The 15,352-nt window shown below is 68.2% G+C and carries 15 protein-coding genes; 7 read left to right on the top strand and 8 right to left on the bottom strand.

What is annotated here, in order from left to right:
* Positions 1-47: 47 nt before the first annotated feature.
* On the top strand, positions 48-854 hold the full coding sequence (locus tag POL67_RS06910) for a patatin-like phospholipase family protein (RefSeq protein ID WP_271916283.1): 807 nt from the start codon (positions 48-50) through the stop codon (positions 852-854).
* Complete coding sequence (locus tag POL67_RS06905; RefSeq protein ID WP_271916281.1) at positions 851-1,345, top strand: cupin domain-containing protein; 495 nt, start codon at positions 851-853, stop codon at positions 1,343-1,345. The genes POL67_RS06910 and POL67_RS06905 overlap by 4 nt, the downstream gene beginning before the upstream one ends.
* A 15-nt stretch (positions 1,346-1,360) precedes the next feature.
* Here POL67_RS06905 and POL67_RS06900 read toward each other — a convergent pair whose 3' ends face one another.
* Together POL67_RS06900 and POL67_RS06895 are read right to left on the bottom strand one after the other, a co-directional pair.
* On the bottom strand, positions 1,361-1,948 hold the full coding sequence (locus POL67_RS06900) for a PepSY-associated TM helix domain-containing protein (protein WP_271916280.1): 588 nt from the start codon (positions 1,946-1,948) through the stop codon (positions 1,361-1,363).
* Complete coding sequence (locus POL67_RS06895) at positions 1,941-2,657, bottom strand: molybdopterin-dependent oxidoreductase (protein ID WP_271916279.1); 717 nt, start codon at positions 2,655-2,657, stop codon at positions 1,941-1,943. Before POL67_RS06895 ends, POL67_RS06900 begins: the two co-directional genes overlap by 8 nt.
* A 202-nt stretch (positions 2,658-2,859) precedes the next feature.
* Between POL67_RS06895 and POL67_RS06890 the strand changes: the two genes are divergently transcribed.
* On the top strand, positions 2,860-3,078 hold the full coding sequence (locus POL67_RS06890; protein WP_271916278.1) for a KGG domain-containing protein: 219 nt from the start codon (positions 2,860-2,862) through the stop codon (positions 3,076-3,078).
* A 56-nt stretch (positions 3,079-3,134) separates the two neighbouring features.
* Entirely contained in the window at positions 3,135-3,464 is a 330-nt protein-coding gene (locus tag POL67_RS06885) for a KGG domain-containing protein (protein ID WP_271916277.1), read from the top strand.
* Between the two features lie 87 nt (positions 3,465-3,551).
* Here the strand turns inward: POL67_RS06885 and POL67_RS06880 are convergent, their stop codons facing one another.
* Positions 3,552-5,090, bottom strand: coding sequence for a deoxyribodipyrimidine photolyase (locus tag POL67_RS06880; protein ID WP_271916276.1), 1,539 nt, complete (start codon positions 5,088-5,090; stop codon positions 3,552-3,554).
* Positions 5,091-5,320: 230 nt separating this feature from the next.
* Between POL67_RS06880 and POL67_RS06875 the strand changes: the two genes are divergently transcribed.
* Positions 5,321-7,471: a S9 family peptidase gene (locus POL67_RS06875; protein ID WP_271916275.1), complete on the top strand. Its 2,151-nt coding sequence runs from the start codon at positions 5,321-5,323 to the stop codon at positions 7,469-7,471.
* Between the two features lie 101 nt (positions 7,472-7,572).
* On the opposite strand, the gene POL67_RS06870 is transcribed toward POL67_RS06875, so the two are convergent.
* Positions 7,573-8,610 (bottom strand): class I SAM-dependent methyltransferase, encoded by a 1,038-nt coding sequence (locus POL67_RS06870; RefSeq protein ID WP_271916274.1) that lies wholly within the window; start codon positions 8,608-8,610, stop codon positions 7,573-7,575.
* Between the two features lie 87 nt (positions 8,611-8,697).
* Positions 8,698-10,161, bottom strand: coding sequence for a cellulase family glycosylhydrolase (locus POL67_RS06865; protein WP_271916273.1), 1,464 nt, complete (start codon positions 10,159-10,161; stop codon positions 8,698-8,700).
* Positions 10,162-10,184: 23 nt separating this feature from the next.
* On the opposite strand from POL67_RS06865, the gene POL67_RS06860 reads away from it, so the two are divergent.
* Positions 10,185-10,709, top strand: coding sequence for a hypothetical protein (locus tag POL67_RS06860; RefSeq protein ID WP_271916271.1), 525 nt, complete (start codon positions 10,185-10,187; stop codon positions 10,707-10,709).
* Between the two features lie 26 nt (positions 10,710-10,735).
* On the opposite strand, the gene POL67_RS06855 is transcribed toward POL67_RS06860, so the two are convergent.
* Positions 10,736-12,223 carry a vWA domain-containing protein gene (locus POL67_RS06855; RefSeq protein WP_271916270.1) on the bottom strand — a complete coding sequence of 496 codons (1,488 nt, stop codon included), beginning with the start codon at positions 12,221-12,223 and terminating at the stop codon, positions 10,736-10,738.
* 82 nt (positions 12,224-12,305) lie between these two features.
* Between POL67_RS06855 and POL67_RS06850 the strand changes: the two genes are divergently transcribed.
* Complete coding sequence (locus POL67_RS06850) at positions 12,306-13,283, top strand: hypothetical protein (RefSeq protein ID WP_271916269.1); 978 nt, start codon at positions 12,306-12,308, stop codon at positions 13,281-13,283.
* Between the two features lie 3 nt (positions 13,284-13,286).
* On the opposite strand, the gene POL67_RS06845 is transcribed toward POL67_RS06850, so the two are convergent.
* Entirely contained in the window at positions 13,287-13,796 is a 510-nt protein-coding gene (locus POL67_RS06845; protein ID WP_308789511.1) for a hypothetical protein, read from the bottom strand.
* Between the two features lie 114 nt (positions 13,797-13,910).
* Positions 13,911-15,320, bottom strand: a complete 1,410-nt coding sequence (gene lpdA / locus POL67_RS06840) for a dihydrolipoyl dehydrogenase (protein WP_271916268.1) — start codon at positions 15,318-15,320, stop codon at positions 13,911-13,913.
* Between the last annotated feature and the right edge of the window lie 32 nt (positions 15,321-15,352).

Genomic DNA, 15,352 nt, shown 5'->3' with positions numbered 1-15,352 from the left:
CGGCAAACCCAGGTCGCATTTTTCGGCTAGGATGCGCCGCGCCTGCCATGTCATCCGCCTCGGCCGCCCCCCACGCCTCCGTTCGCTCCACCCCCACGCTGCGCGAGTGGCTCCGCGAAGGTCCCTTTTCGATGGGCCTCTCGTCAGGCTTCTTCGGGTTCTTCGCGCATGCGGGGGTGATGACCGTGCTCGAAGACGAAGGGCTCGCGCCCGCGCGGGTCTCGGGCTCCAGCGCAGGCGCGCTCGTGGGCGGGATATGGGCGGCGGGCGCAAGCGCGGTGACGATCCGCGACGAGCTTCTGCGCTTGAAGCGCGAGGACTTTTGGGACGTGCGGCTCGGGCCGGGGCTGCTCGCGGGCAAACTCTTCCGCGCGCGGCTCGAAGCGTTGCTCCCGGTGCCGACGTTCGATCGGTGTCGCGTGTCGCTCGCGGTGAGCGTGTACGACGTGTTTGCCCGCGGGACGCGCGTGCTCGGGGGAGGGCCGCTCGCGCCGGCGATTCAGGCCTCGTGTACGGTGCCGGGCCTGTTTCATCCGGTCTGGCACGAGGGACGGCTGCTGCTCGACGGCGGGATCCTCGATCGGCACGGGCTCGCCGGAATGCCCGCGGGCGAGCGGCTTTTTTATCATCACCTCGCGTCGCGCTCGCCGTGGCGAAAAGCGGACAGCCCTTCGCTGAAGGTGCCCGCGCGCGACGGGATGACCGCACTCGTCATCGAGGCGCTGCCGCGCGTGGGTCCGTTCCGGCTGCCAGAGGGCGCGCGGGCCTTCGACATCGCAGCGCACGCAACAAAGGACGCGCTCTCCCGGCCCGCAACGGGCCCCGAGATCCGCGTGCAGGGAGGAGCCACATGACCGACGAATCCACGAAAAAACCATCTCTCATCCGGGCCCGCGACCGCGGACCCGAGCACTCGATGTCGCATCCGTTCAACCCCCATTCGCAGATCCACGGACATCTCCTGGGAATGGCGACGGGGCTCGAGAGGCTCGGGGTCAACCTGATCCGCGTGCCGCCGGGGAAAGAGTCGTTCATCTATCATCGCCATTACGGCGAGGAGGAGTTCCTCTACATCCTGAGCGGCCGGGGCATCGCCGAGATCGGGGACGAGTCCTTCGAGGTGGGGCCGGGCGATTTCATGGGTTTTCCCGTGCCGTCGGTGGCCCACCACCTCAAGAACCCGTTCGAGGAGGACCTCGTGTATCTCTCGTGCGGCGAGAAAAAGCCGACGGAGATCGCCGAGTTCCCGCGGCTCGGAAAGACGATGGTGCGCGCGGGCGACCAGGTCTCGCTCTTCCCGACGAGCGCAGCCGAGGCATTTCCCGGGCTCGAAAAGCTGAAATGAAGAGGGGCGGCCGGATCAGGGGCCGCCCGAGAGCACGACATAGGCGATCGGCACGGCCGCGCCGACGAGCACGAAGATGCCGCCCCGGCCGATCAGGCCTTTCCGGCCGGGCAGCATGAACATCCCCGAAAACGCGAGCAGGAGGAGCAAGACCGCGTAGCCGTCGGCCACGTAGGTCCACGCTTTCTTGCCGCGGTTCAGGTGCAGCCAGTTCGCGAGTCGCAGGAAAAACCGCGGCTCCTCGCCCTCGTCGAGGACCTTGCCGGTTTGCGTGTCCACGTGGAGCGTGCGCCGGTCGAGCGTGATTTCGAGCTGGTTTGGCGCGGCGCGGTAGACGTCGCTTGCTTTGCCCTTCACGTCGAGCTTTTGAAGGACCCGCTCGGCGACGGCCTGATCCTCGCCTTCGAGAGGTCCGCCGAGATCGTGCGTGGTCTGGTGGCTCTTGAAATTCGGGTCCCAATCCGCGATGTGGTTCACCGCGAGGCCGGACGCGGCATACACGAGCGTGAGCCCGACCGCGAGGTTGCCCGCGTCTCGGTGGACCGTGCGGAGGAGGCCTCGCAACGACAATCGCCGCCGGGGCTCGGGCGCGCCCTCAGCCATACCGCTCCTCGGCCCAGGGATCGGCGTGGTTGTGGTAGCCGCGCGTCTCCCAGTAGCCGGGCCGGTCGGTCCGGACGAACCGAATGCCCGTCACCCATTTCGCGCTCTTCCAGAAATAAAGGTCGGGCACGAGCGCGCGGGCGGGCGGTCCGTGCGGGCGCGTGAGCGGATTGCCCTCGTGCTTGTGCGTGATGAGCACGTTCGGCGCGGTCGCCTCGGCGAGGCGGACGTTCGCCGTGTACCCGTTCGCCGCCTCGAAGATCACGTGCCGCACGGTGTCGCGCACTTTGGCCATCTTGGCGAGCTCGGCGACCTTGACGCCCGTGAATCGAGCGCCGAGCACGCTCCAGCCCGTGACGCAATGAACGTCGCACGTCAGCTCGGTTTGCGGCAGCGCGAGCAGGCCCGCGAAATCGAGGTCGAAGGGGTTGTCGACGTCGCCGTGGACGTGCAACTTGAAGGCCGAGGGGCTCGGGTCGCCCGGGTCGCCGCCCATGGGCTTGAGCGCGTCGAGGATGCGCTGGCCCGGCGGGAGGCGCGGGCGGCCGTCGGGGCGGAGCTGCTTGGCCCGCGGGTCGTCGGTGGCGGCGAGGACGTAGGTGCCGCCGCCGAGCGCGAGAAACGAGGTGCCGGCCGCGGCGGCGCGCAGGAAGGCGCGGCGGCGGATGACATTTTCGAGCTCGGGGGAATCATCCTTGGGCTTGGGCACGGGAGCCTCCTCGATCGAGCGAACGCATCCTAGCCTTCTACGCGCGAGCGTCGAGGCGGTTTCAACGGCGCGCGCTTCCGCTCTCGATCTCTCGCACGGCGATGGCGGGCCCGCAGCGCGGGAGGAGCCCTCCTTCGGGAGGGCCCCCCATTGACACCCTGGTCGGCCGGAGAATGTTCGGCGGGAGCTGGGAGGGAACTACATGGCAGAGCGCAAGGACGAACCCGGCAAAGGCCAGATGACCGTCGAGGAGGCCGGTCGCAAGGGCGGGCACATCGGCGGCGAACATACGCGGGACAAGTACGGGCCCGAGTTCTACTCCGAGATCGGCCACAAGGGCGGCCAGCGCGTCCGAGAGCTCATCGAGGAGGGCAAACAGTCCGAAGGTGAGGGCGAGCGCGGCCAAGGCCAGAAACGCTAGCCAGGAACGACGAGCGCGGGCTTGCCGCTCGTTTTCCCAAGGAACAGGAGACGACCATGGCGGAGAAAAAAGAGCATTCCGGGAAGGGTCAAATGACCGTCGAGGAGGCCGGACGGCTGGGCGGTGAGGCCCGCAAGGAAGAGCTCGGCTCCGAAGGTTACGCCGAGATCGGACGCAAGGGCGGCGAGACCGTGCGCGAGAAGTACGGCCCCGAGTTCTACTCCGAGATCGGGCACAAGGGCGGCCAGAAGGGCGGCGAGACCGTTCGCGACAAGTACGGCCCCGAATTTTATTCCGAAATCGGGCACAAGGGCGGTCAGCGCGTGAAGGAGCTGATCGAGGAGGGAAAGCAATCCGAAGGTGAGGGTGGAGGCGAGAAGAAGTAAATCTTCGCGCGTCGCGGTGCGGGGCGCGTCGAAACATGAATACCCGAGGGCCGGGGCGGATCAAGGAACTTCCCCCCGGCTCTCAATTCATTTCGTGTACCGTTTGTCGCGACGAGCCGCGTCCTCCGGGCTGCCGAACTCGACGAGGTAGTGCTGGAGGTCGATTTTCTTCAACGTATTGGACGAGCTCATGTAGCGGACCGTGCCGTAGACCGGTCGTTCGGGGGCCCAGGGACGGTCGTAGCGACCGAACGTCCAGAGGATGCCCGAATACGAGTTCGGGTCGCGGCCGTCGAGCGCGTACTTGTCGTTGAGCTCGATCAGGATGGCGAGGGCCTCGCGCGGGGTGCGGGTCCATTCGAGGACACGTTTGCCCCAGAGCATGCGCAGGTAGTTGTGGATGCGGCCGTCCCGGAGGAGCTCGCGTTGCGCCGCGTTCCAGAGGGGATCGGACGTGCGCGCGCCTTCGAGCTCGGCGAGGGTGAAGAGCGCCGGGCGGGGATCGGATTCGTGATCGGCGAGGGTCTTCTGGGCCCAGTCCGGGAGGGATTCGAAGCGCTGCGCGTCGTCCGGTCGGAGGGCGCAGAGGTTCAGGCCGATTTCGCGCCAGGTGACGAGCTCGTCGAGGAACGACTCGACGGGCGGGCTCATACCCCAAAAGCCCTCGCGTTTGCCGCCCGCGGGTTGGGTCTTTTTTTCGGTCCAAGCTTCGAGCCGCTCGAGCTCGGCGAAGACCTCGTGCGTGGAGACGTGGCCAAAATGGAGATAAGGCGAGAGGCCGCTCGTGGCGCGGGCGTCGGGGTCGTTGCGCTCGGTGTCGTACCGGAGGAGGTTCGACCGCAGGAAACGCGCGATCGCGGCGCGGCCCGCCTCGGGGCCGCCCGGAATGCGGGGGACGACAGGGACCGTGTGGTCGATCGGGAGCGCGGCGAGCGCCGCGGGCGAGGCGGCGAGGAGCTCGGGCGAGGCGGCGGGCCAGCGCGCGAGGAGGTCAGGCGCGAGGAGGGTTTTGGGAGGGGCCGGCAGGCCCGCGGCGAGCGGATCGGCGAGCGGGCGGCGGCGGAGGTGCGGGAGGAGGTTTTTCTGGAGATACGCGCGGAACGAGAAGGCCGTGGTGAAGACGCGTTCGGGGGCGTAGATGGGCAAGAGGCCGTTGGAATCGACCTGTTCGAAGCGGACCGGGATCTGCTTCGCCGCGGCGGCGATCATGCGCGGCAGGAAAAAGATGGGAAAATCGTCGGTGACGACCACGCACGCGCGGCGCGAGAGCGCGGCGATGAGGCCCTTGCCCGCGCCGGGGCGAGGTTCGACGTAGGCGTGGTGCGTGACGCCGGCCTCGGCGAGGCGGCGGGCATTGTCGGCCATACCGCGCAAAACGAACGCATGGAGCCTGTCGCTCGCGTAGGGATACCCGGCGCGCAAGGCTTCGAGGACGACGAGGGGGCGGCCGAGGGCGCGCGCCCATTCGGCGGCGCGTTCGAGGCCAAAGTTGAAATGGGTGCGCCGCGCCGCCGTCATCCAGTAGAGGACGAAGGCCCCGTCCGGCCGGAGATCGCGGTCGTTTGCCAGGCGCACGCGGTCCGAGGGGACGCGGCTCTCGCGGAGGAGCGTGTCAGGGTTCGTCATGGCCATGTCCAGACGCGGTTCCCCTAAGTCAGCACCCACCACCGGCAAGGGCCGCGGTACGAAGAGGCCTGAAAAATCGTCGGACAGTGAAACAAGCCACATGTCGGGGGCACATTTTTTTCGGCGAGAGGCTCGGGACGTCCGACCGGCTCTTGGAGTATGAAGGCGTCGGTTCACACGCACCGGTGGGGAGCGTCCACCTCCGGGTACGCATGAGGGAGGTTTGCCCGATGGCACTCGCGAAGAAGATCGGCCTGTCATTCGTCCTGTCGCTGCTCGTCGGCGTCGCTGCTTGCGCCGAGACGGCGGAGTATCCGCCGCCCGAGACGCCGCCGCCCCCGCCGCCCGCGCGCACGGCCGACGCGACGCCGCCGCCGGCCGCCACGGCCGCCGTGAAGGGCCCGGCCGCGCCGCGGGTCGATACGTCGCTCATCCCGCGCGACGTGCTCTTCGGCAACCCCGACCGCGCGAGCCCGCAGCTCAGCCACGACGGCAAGCAGCTCTCGTTCCTCGCGCCCGTGGACGGGGTGATGAACGTGTGGGTCGGCCCCGCGGACGACCCGTCGAAAGCCAAGCCCGTGACGAGCGACAAGGTGCGCGGGATCCGGCAGTATTTCTGGGCCTACACGAACGACCACGTGCTCTACGTGCAGGACAAGGGCGGCGACGAGAACTGGCATCTCTACGCGGTCGATCTGAAGAAAGGCGAGACGAAGGATCTCACGCCGATCGACGGGATCGCGGCGCGGATCTCGGGCGTGTCGCAGAAGATCCCCGGCGAGGTGCTGGTCGGGATCAACGACCGCGACAAGAAGGTGCACGACCTCTACCGGATCGACGTCAAGACCGGCGAGAAGAAGCTCGTCTTCAAGAACGAGGGGAACTACGCGGGTTTCGAGGCGGACGACGATTTCAAGGTCCGGCTCGCGATGCGCAAAGGGCCCGACGGCGGCGATGTGTTCATCGACCCGAACGCGAAGCCGAAGGAGAAGGGCAAGGAGCCCGAGCCGTACCTGACGGTGCCGTTCGAGGACGCCGAGACGACGAACCCCGTGAGCTTCGACGGGTCGGGCAAGACGCTCTACCTGCTCGACAGCCGCGGCCGGAACACGGCGGCGCTCTTCGAGCTCGATTTCGCGACGAAGAAGGCAAAGTTGCTCGTCGAGGACGCGAAGGCCGACGTGCAGCGCTTCATCGGTCACCCGAAGACCGGCAAGCTGCAAGCGGCGGCGGCGGTGTTCGACAAGCCGACGTGGCAGACGATCGACAAGTCGATCCAGCCGGATCTGGATCTGCTCGGCAAGCTCGGCGACGGCGAGCTGCGCGTGCTCAGCCGGACGCTCGACGACAAGCGCTGGCTCGTGGCGCTCGTGCCCTCGGACGGGCCGGTGAAGTATTACCGGTACGATCGTGACAAGAAGAAGACGGAATTCCTGTTCACGAACCTGAAGGCGCTCGAAGGCAAGCCGCTCTCGAAAATGCACCCGGTGGTGATCAAGTCGCGCGACGGGCTCGACCTGGTGAGTTATTTGACGCTGCCGAAGGCGTCGGATCCGGAGGTCGATGGTCGTCCGGACAAGCCGCTGCCGATGGTGCTCCTGGTGCACGGCGGGCCGTGGGCGCGCGACACCTGGGGGCTGAACGGGATGCACCAGTGGCTGGCGAACCGCGGGTACGCGGTGCTGTCGGTGAACTACCGCGGCTCGACCGGGTTCGGGAAGAAGTTCCTGAACGCCGGGAACAACGAGTGGGCCGGCAAGATGCACGACGACCTGATCGACGCGGTGAAATGGGCCGTGGACGGGAAGGTCGCGGACGGCGCGAAGGTGGCGATCATGGGCGGGAGCTACGGCGGGTACGCGACGCTCGTGGGGCTGACGTTCACGCCGGACCAGTTCGCCTGCGGGGTCGACATCGTGGGGCCGTCGAATCTGAAGACGCTGCTCGCGACGATTCCGCCGTACTGGGCGCCGATGGTGGCGACGTTCCACAAGCGAATGGGGGATCCCGGGACGCCCGAGGGCACGAAGCTCTTGGAGGAGCGGAGCCCGCTCTCGCACGTGGACAAGATCAAGAAGCCGCTGCTGATCGGGCAGGGCGCGAACGATCCGCGCGTGAAGCAGGCGGAGAGCGATCAGATCGTGAAGGCGATGCAGGCGAAGAGCATCCCGGTGACGTACGTGCTGTACCCCGATGAGGGGCACGGGTTCGCGCGGCCGGAGAACCGGATGAGCTTCAATGCGGTGGCCGAGACGTTCCTGGCGCAATGCCTGGGCGGGCCGATCGAGCCGGTGGGCGACGATTTCAAGGGGTCGAGCCTGCAGGTGCCGGCGGGGGTGGAGCAGGTGTACGGGATCAGCGAGGCGTTGCCGAAGAAGTAGGCAAGCCCTACCGCTAGACCCTCACCCCAACCCCCTCTCCCGCCCGCGGGAGAGGGGGCTTTTTTTTCAGAGGGGGCTTTTTTTCAGAGGGGGCTTTTGTTTCAGCTCGCCGCGGGCTTCTGGAAGAGGACGACCTTGTACGTGTCGGTGCGGTCGACCATGTTCTGGTAAAGGTTCGTCCCGGGATTGCGGTAGAAGTTCTCCATCGCGAGTTTCGCTTCGAGCCGCTTCTTCGGGCCGACGACGGGGACGCGGAACGCGGGGAACATGTCGAGGACGTGGCGCACGTACGCGTCGGCGCGGCCAGCGTCGAGGTCACGCGCGAGGACGGCTTCTTTCGTGACGTCGCGGACCTCGACCTGCTTCATGCCGATCGACTTCAGGAAATCGAAACAAGGCTGCCACGTGACGTCGGGAATGGCGTTGCCCCACGTGAGGAAACCACCGGGCTTGAGGAGACGGTAGGCGGTGCGGAAGAAACGCTCGTCCTCCGGCGTCACGATGCCCACCATTTCGGTGACGTGGGTCTCGTTGACGGCGACGAAATCCGCGCTCCCATCCGGGATCGAGAGCTTCGTGGCGTCCGAGTGGGTGGCGACGAGGCGCCCGCGAAGGCCGGGGACGAACCTGCGCCTGCACGTCTCAATGGCGGCATTTTGCATGTCGACAGCCTCGTAGGTGCAGTCCGGCAGCACGTTGTGGCAGACGTGGTGCGCGCCGGCACCGGTGCCGCAGCCCATCTCGATGACGTGAACGCGACCGTTGCGCGCCTTGACGTACTCCTGGATCTCGTTGAACTGATAGAGACCCGTGTACGCAATCCGACCAAACCGCTGCGGATCGGAGGCCAGGATCGGGCACTTTCCCCAGGCCTCGGGCCACGCGTAGCCCCAGGTGTTGAACGTGAATTCGTACGACTCGCCCGTGTCGCCCTCGACGATGCCGACGGAGCGGTAGAGCGAGTAGAGGAGCGAATAAATGGACTGCTTGGTGTAGTCGTCCTCCGCGACGTGCCCGTTCGTGGTCGAGACCTTGGTGCCCGGTTCGACGAACCCGCTCAGGACCCACGCACCCAAGATGAGCTGAAGCTGCGGCGCGGTGTACGTTTTCGTCGGATCGAGTCGAGTGAAAATATCCACGTGAGGTCTCCCTTCGGCTATCGGCGCGCACCCTACAAGGACTCGCCTGGAAATTCTACCAGGACGGAGGGTAAGGAACGCCCCACATCAGCGAGGGAGGACCGAGACCTCGACGCGCGTGGCGCCAGCGGAAGGGCGCACGAGCAAGAGGCCCGGGTGCGTGGCGTCGACGCAGCCGTTCGAGAGCTCGACGCGGTAGCCCTCAGGATAATTTCGCTCCGGGACGATGATTTCCGTGACACCGTTTTCGGTGGGCACGTCGTACGCGAGAGCAAACCTGCGGGCTGCGGTGTCGTAACGGAACGAGGGCGCCTCGCCGGCGACGGCGCGGGGATAGGGGCGCGCGACGACGGAGGTGATCGCGGTGGCTTCCTGGCCCTCGTCGTCGATGAGGGAGAGGTCCTCGGCGTTCCAGGTCTCCTTCGAATCGCTGTACTCCCAGTAGGTGAAATGGAGGGCATTGTCGTCCATGGCGTCGTAGACGGCCGTGACGAACTCGCCGGCGGTCTCGAGGTCCCGCGGGACGCCCGATTCGCCGATGAGGACAGGCATGTTCCATTCACGGCCCTTGTCAGCCCATTTCGAGAGGTACGTGGCCGCATTCGAGGGGGACGGGGTGCCGCCGAAGAGGGCGATGGAGTCGTACCAGTGCGGGGCAAAGACGAGGCCTTCGCCCTCGGGTTTGTCGAGGTACGTGGCGGCGCCGATCGCGTCGGTGCCGGTGGCGTCGAAGAAGACGAGCGCCGTGGGGTCCTTCGCGCGAAGGAGGGCAGCCATTTCAGTGTAGAAAGGCGTGAGGACGGTTTGCTCCCACGTCTTCAGGTCGGCGGTGCCCTGGTGCGGCTCGTTGATGGGCTCGTAGCCGAGGACGCCGGGGCGCGTCGCGTGGCGGGCCGCGATGCGCTCCCATAACGCGCGAAACGCGGTGCGGGCGCCGTGTTCGTCGGTCCAGAATTTGTCGAACGCGGCCTGGACGTCTTCATCCTGGGAGTAACGGACGAACCAATCGGGGCAATCGTGGTGGGGCTCGGGCGTGGGAAACGGAAGGGTCCAGCCGGGAAAACCGTCGCCGCAATAGACGTCGGAATAAATGTCCTGGTGGAAGTCGACGATGGTCCAGATGCGGCGCTCCCAGGCGCCGTCGAGGAGGGCGTCGTAACGCGCGAGGAAGGTCTCGTCATCCGTGCCCGGCGTAGGCTCGACCGCGGCCCATACGAACGGGACGCGGAGCGCGGAGACACCCCACTCGGCGGCGCGATCGAGGTAGCGATCGAGCGATTCCTGGAAGCCGGCCTCGGTGGACGCGAAATCGAAGGGGACAAAGGGCGCGAATTTGCTGCGGCCGCCCGCATTGACGCCGCGGAGGAAGACGATGCGGCCAAGGGCGTCACGAAGGACGGTGCCGTCAGGCGCGAGGCGATGGTCCGGGGGCGCAGGGAGCGCGATTTCGCAGCGCGGGGCGTCAGGGAGCGCAGCAGGTTCGTCCGTGGAGCCACACGCGACGAGGGGGAGCGAAACGGAAAGGGCGAGGAGGAGGCGGAAACGTTGCACGCGGCGGATGGTAGCGGCGGAGGGTGGGCGCTGTCACGGTGCGTGATGGGCAGAAGCGCGAGGGCTCTGCTAAGCTCGCGGGCGTGATGCGTCTGCTCGGCTCGATCGCGGCGGTCCTGCTCCTCTCGGCCTGCAATGGCGGCACGCAGCCGCCCGATTCCCCCCAGGCGTCGGGCAGCACGACGACGGAGACAGCGCCAAGCGCAACGACGCCGAGCCCGACGACGACGGTCTTCGTGCCACAAGAGCCGACGGTGACCCCGCCCGGAGGCGTGGTGCCCACGGCGAATCCAGAGAACCCGGCGAACCCGGCGCCGACGGCAAACCCGACGAACGGGGAGGCGTCGACGCAGCCAGGAGCGTCGTGTGGGGGAAGGACATGCGGGGCGGGCGAGAGTTGCGCGTCGTATTACGGGGTCGCCGGGCCGCGCGGGCCGATGTTCCACGAGTGCGTGGTGCGATGCCGGCGCGGCGCGCCCAACGGCGGTTGCCCGGCCGGGCAGCGGTGCACGACGATCTCCGATGGTCCGGGCGAGGTTTGTCGCTGAATACCATTCCAGCGAGGTAAGACCGGTCAATCCTCGATCGCGCCGAGGAGCGTGCGCAGGACCTCGGCCTGCGTGCTGAGCGCGGGGTCGTGGCTCGTGCGGGAGAGGGACGCGAGCGAGTCGGCCTGGAGGGTGACGACAGGGCGGAGGCCGCCGAGGGTGTCGAAGCGGCTGCCCTGGAAGATGCGGCCGAGGCGCCGGACCATGGCGAGCGCCGAGGCATACGCGATGACGTCGCCGTGGCGGGCGCTGGCGATGCGCTCGACGTCGTCGTCGTACCGAGCGTCGATGGTGCGCGAGGCCGTGTGCCAGGTGCCCGTGGCCGCGTCGCGGTACCGCGCCGAGACGGTGATCTCGCAGGGTTCGCCCGGCACCCACACGGGCATGGCGATCCGCGCGATCTCGGTGCGCGCCTCGCCCGCGTAGAGGTCGCCGATCAGGAGGCGGTCGTGGTCGATCGAGAGCGCGGCGAGCCCGCCCGAGACCTCGAGGACGCGGACCGGCGCAGGGACGGAGTGAACCGTGAGCTCGACGTCTTCGAGCACGACCTCCCCCGGCGGAGGGACGATCCGCGCGACCGCATCCTCGCGATCGGCAAAGGAGCCACCGGCGAAGACGTCGTCGCCGAAGGGCGCGAGGTGCGCGACGTCGAGGCGATCCGGCGTGCCGACCGCGGAGACGTGGACGTCGGCGCGGCGCAAGGAGGCGAGCTCGTTCGCGAGCCGGAGGCCGGCCTGCGCGACGCCGATGCCGTCGCTGAGGACGAGGACTTGCCCCGCGGAAGGGGGCGTCGTGGCCTCGGCGAGTTTCACCCCGACGAACCCTCGCGCGAGGGCGAGGGCGCCTGCGAGGTCACGCGTGTTCGCGACCGCAGCGCCGCCGCGCGGGCGTTCGAGGACACGCGTGATCGCGCCGTCGAGCAAGGTGCGATGCGAGCCGGGCAAGGCAGGGACGACGACACGCGGGCCGGAGGCGTCGATGATGGCGACGCGATCCCGATCGCCGAGGTCGTCGAGGGCGATGCGGGCGAGCGGCGCGGTGTTCGGGTTGCGGCCGTCGAGCACGATGGCGAGGCGGCGCGGCGCGCGGACGGAGGGTTTGGCGGCGGGGAAGGCGTCGACCGGGGCGATGGCGTCGATGCGGAGGAGGACCTCGCCGCCCCAACTCGGGACGAGGGTGTCGCTCGACCGAACGACGACGGCGAGGCCACGCCCTTGGAGCGCGACGGGGCTCGAGGTCTTGCGCCAGATGCCGTCCTTGGGGACGAGGAAGCCGGTGGGCGGAGTCCAGGGATCGTTCGGGCTGCGGCGAACGACGGGCTTGGGCAGGTCCGTGGAGTCCATGAACTCGACGCCGTTCGCGGTGATGACCGAGGCGCCGCGACGGCCGCCCGAAGGCGCAAAAACGACCTGCCCATCGCGGGTGAGCGCCGGCGGCGCGCACGCAGACAAACCCGCCGCGGCGATCGCCACGAAGGCACCCAGGAACCGGCTCGCTCGCCCGCCCGTGCTCATCAGGGTGCCCGTAGGATACGCCAATCCACCCGGAAAGGGGCGATCGACCGTGTCGTGACCGCGATGACGCGGGCGTCCGTTCATGGCAAAGCTCGGCGCGATGGAGAAGGCGACGGCGGGATTCAGGATCGGCGCAGACGAAAACGGCCTCGGGCCTCGGCTCGGGCCGATGCTGGTCACGGCGGTGATGGCGCAGGTGACGGAGGAGGGCGCGGCGATCGTGGGGCGAAAGCCGCGCGGTGGTCTGGCCGAGCGGCTCGGGGACTCGAAGGCGATGGTGGCCTACGGGGACGTGGGGCTCGCGGAAGCCTGGGCACGCGCGCTGGTGGAGCGAGGCGGGGGGCGCGCGGCAGCGGCGCGGACGCCGGACGAGCTCGCGCATGCGATCGCGAGCGAGGATCGCGCGGAGCTTCGCGCGGCGTGTCCGCCGCACGTGGAAGCGCAGTGCTGGGGCGCGGAGGCGGAGGCGTTCACGGCGCCCGCGGAGCTCGTGCGGACGATCCACGGGGATCTCGATCGGCTGGAGAAGAAGGGGGTGACGATCGTGGCGGTGCGGAGCGAGGTGCTCTGCGCGAAGCGGCTGAACGAGGGGATCGCGGCGGGGAAAAATCGGTTCGTGATGGATCTGCACGCGATGGAGCGGCTGATCCTGTCGATGCGGAAGGACGCGGGGCAGGACGTGCAGGCGGTCTGCGGGAAGGTGGGCGGGTTCGGGAAGTACGGCTCCGCGTTCGGTCCGCTCGGAGGGCGGATGCACATGGTGCTGGAGGAGACGCGGGCGAGGAGCGCGTACATGTTCCCCGGGCTCGGCGAGATCGCGTTCGTGCGGGATGGGGACGCGACGGATCTCCTGGTCGCGCTGGCGTCGATGGTGGGCAAGTGGATGCGCGAGATCCTGATGGGGAGGATCGTGCGGCATTACCAGGCGATCGTGCCGGATCTGCGCGGGGCGAGCGGGTACCACGATCCAGTGACGGCGGCCTTCGTGGAGGCAACGCGCGTCACGCGGAAGAAGCAGCAGGTGCCGGAGGAGTGCTTCGAGCGGAGGGGGGCGGAGTGACGATCAGGAGAGAGCGGCAGCCGCATCGGGCGCAGTGACGGCCGCGCGGAGCCAGGTGCGGAGGACGGCGGGGTCGCTGCACGGATCGATCCGCGTCTCGTGGTCCGGGCCGAGGGGGAGGCCACGCGCAGAGAAGACGTCCCTTACGGAGGCGCGGAGCGCGCGGAGCTCGCCTTCGTCGCGGCCCTCTTCCTTCACGGCGTCGAGACTCTCGAAGCCCTCGCGCTGAAGGAGGTTCTGGAGCGTCGCGTGGTGCGCGGCGTCGCGATCGTAAAGCGCTTCGACGGGGACCGGGTTCTTCAGGATGTTCGGCGCCGTGAGCAGCTCGCCCGGCAGCAACGTGCGTACACGCGCGCCAGGCTCGTAGACTTTCACCCTGCGTGGACCGAAGAGCCGCACGACCCAGATGAGTTTCGTGCCGGCTTCGAGCAGCTCGGCGACCTTCGCCTGAAGCTCGTCCTCATCCTGGCCCGTATCGGCATACTCGACGGCGAGGGGAGGCGCGCCCTTCACCCAGCCGGGCGCGCCCGGAATGTCGCCGACAGCGATATCCGGGGCGCGCAGGAAGCCCGGAAGATGGGCTTTTGTCGGACGGGTGGTTTGGAGGGACGAACCCAGGAGGCTCGCTCAGCGGTTCACGATGTGGACCGCAGCGCCCATCGCGTGCGCGGCGGCTTCCATGAACGCCTCGCCGAGCGTCGGGTGCGGGTGGATCGTGAGCGCGATGTCCTCGGCGAACGCGGCCATCTCGAGCGCGAGCGCGCCTTCGCTGATCATCGTGCTCGCCTCGGGGCCGACGATGTGCACGCCGAGCACCTGCTTCGTCTTCTTGTCGGTCACGACCTTCACGAAGCCGTCGGTCTCCATCATCGCCATCGCCTTGCCCAGCGCCGCGAACGGGAACTTGCCGACCGAGACCTCGATGCCCTTCGCCTGCGCTTCCTCGGCCGTCAGGCCCGCGGTCGCGATCTCCGGGTCCGTGAAGATCGCGCCCGGGATGCACGCCCAGTCCTTCGCCGCCTTGTGGCCCGCGATGACCTCCGCGATGACCTCGCCCTCCTTCGACGCCTTGTGCGCGAGCATGGGCGGGCCCGAGACGTCGCCGATCGAGTAGATCGTCGGGACGTTCGTCCGGCCGAACTCGTCCGAAGGCACGAACCCGCGCTTGTCGATGTTCACGCCCACGTTCTCGAGGCCGAGCCCGCGCGAGTTCGGGCGCATGCCGACCGCGACGAGGACCACGTCCGTGACGACCGTCTCGGGCTTGCCCTCGACGTCGAGCTTCACCGCGACCGAGCCGTCGGCCTGCTTCTCGTAGCCCATGGCCTTGGCGTTCTTGTAGATCTTGCCGCCGCGCTTCTGGATGCGGCGCTCGACCACCTTCACGCAATCCTGATCGACGCCCGTGAGCAGCGTGGGCATCGCCTCGACGACCACGAGCTCGGCGCCGAACGCCTGGTAGACCATGCCGAGCTCGAGCCCGATCACGCCGCCGCCGATGACGAGCAGCCGCTTCGGGACCTCGCGCAGGCTCACGGCCTCCTTCGCGCCGATGATCTGCTTGCCGTCGAACTTGAAGCTCGGGATCTCGATGGTCGTCGAGCCCGTCGCCAGGACGATGCCCTTCGTCGCCTCGATCGTCTCGACCGAGCCGTCCGCCTTCTTCACCTCGATGCGGTTCGGCGAGACGATCGTCGCCGTACCCGCCATGAGGTCGGCGCCGTTCGACTTGAGCAGGCCTCGCACGCCGCCCGTGAGGCGCTTGACGATGCCTTCCTTCCAGTCCTGCATCGCGTTCGGGTCGTGCTCGACCGAGCCGAGCTTGATGCCCATCGTCGCCATCGACGAGTGCGCCTTCTCGTAGGTGTGCGCCGCGTTGATGAGCGCCTTCGACGGGATGCAGCCCCAGTTGAGGCACACACCGCCCACCTCTTCCTTCTCGATGCACAGCGTCTTCTGCTTGAGCTGGCCGAGCCGAATCGCGCAGACGTAGCCGCCGGGTCCGCTGCCGATGACGATCGCGTCGTAGGTCTTCATCCGATTCTCCAAGGTGGAACGCGGGCCGACAG

Origin of the sequence: Polyangium mundeleinium, from assembly GCF_028369105.1 — a bacterium.
In the GTDB taxonomy this organism is placed as follows: Bacteria; Myxococcota_A; Polyangia; order Polyangiales; family Polyangiaceae; genus Polyangium; species Polyangium mundeleinium.
The sequence above is the reverse complement of the archived record's forward strand: the minus strand, read 5'-3'. Positions and strand labels throughout refer to the sequence as shown.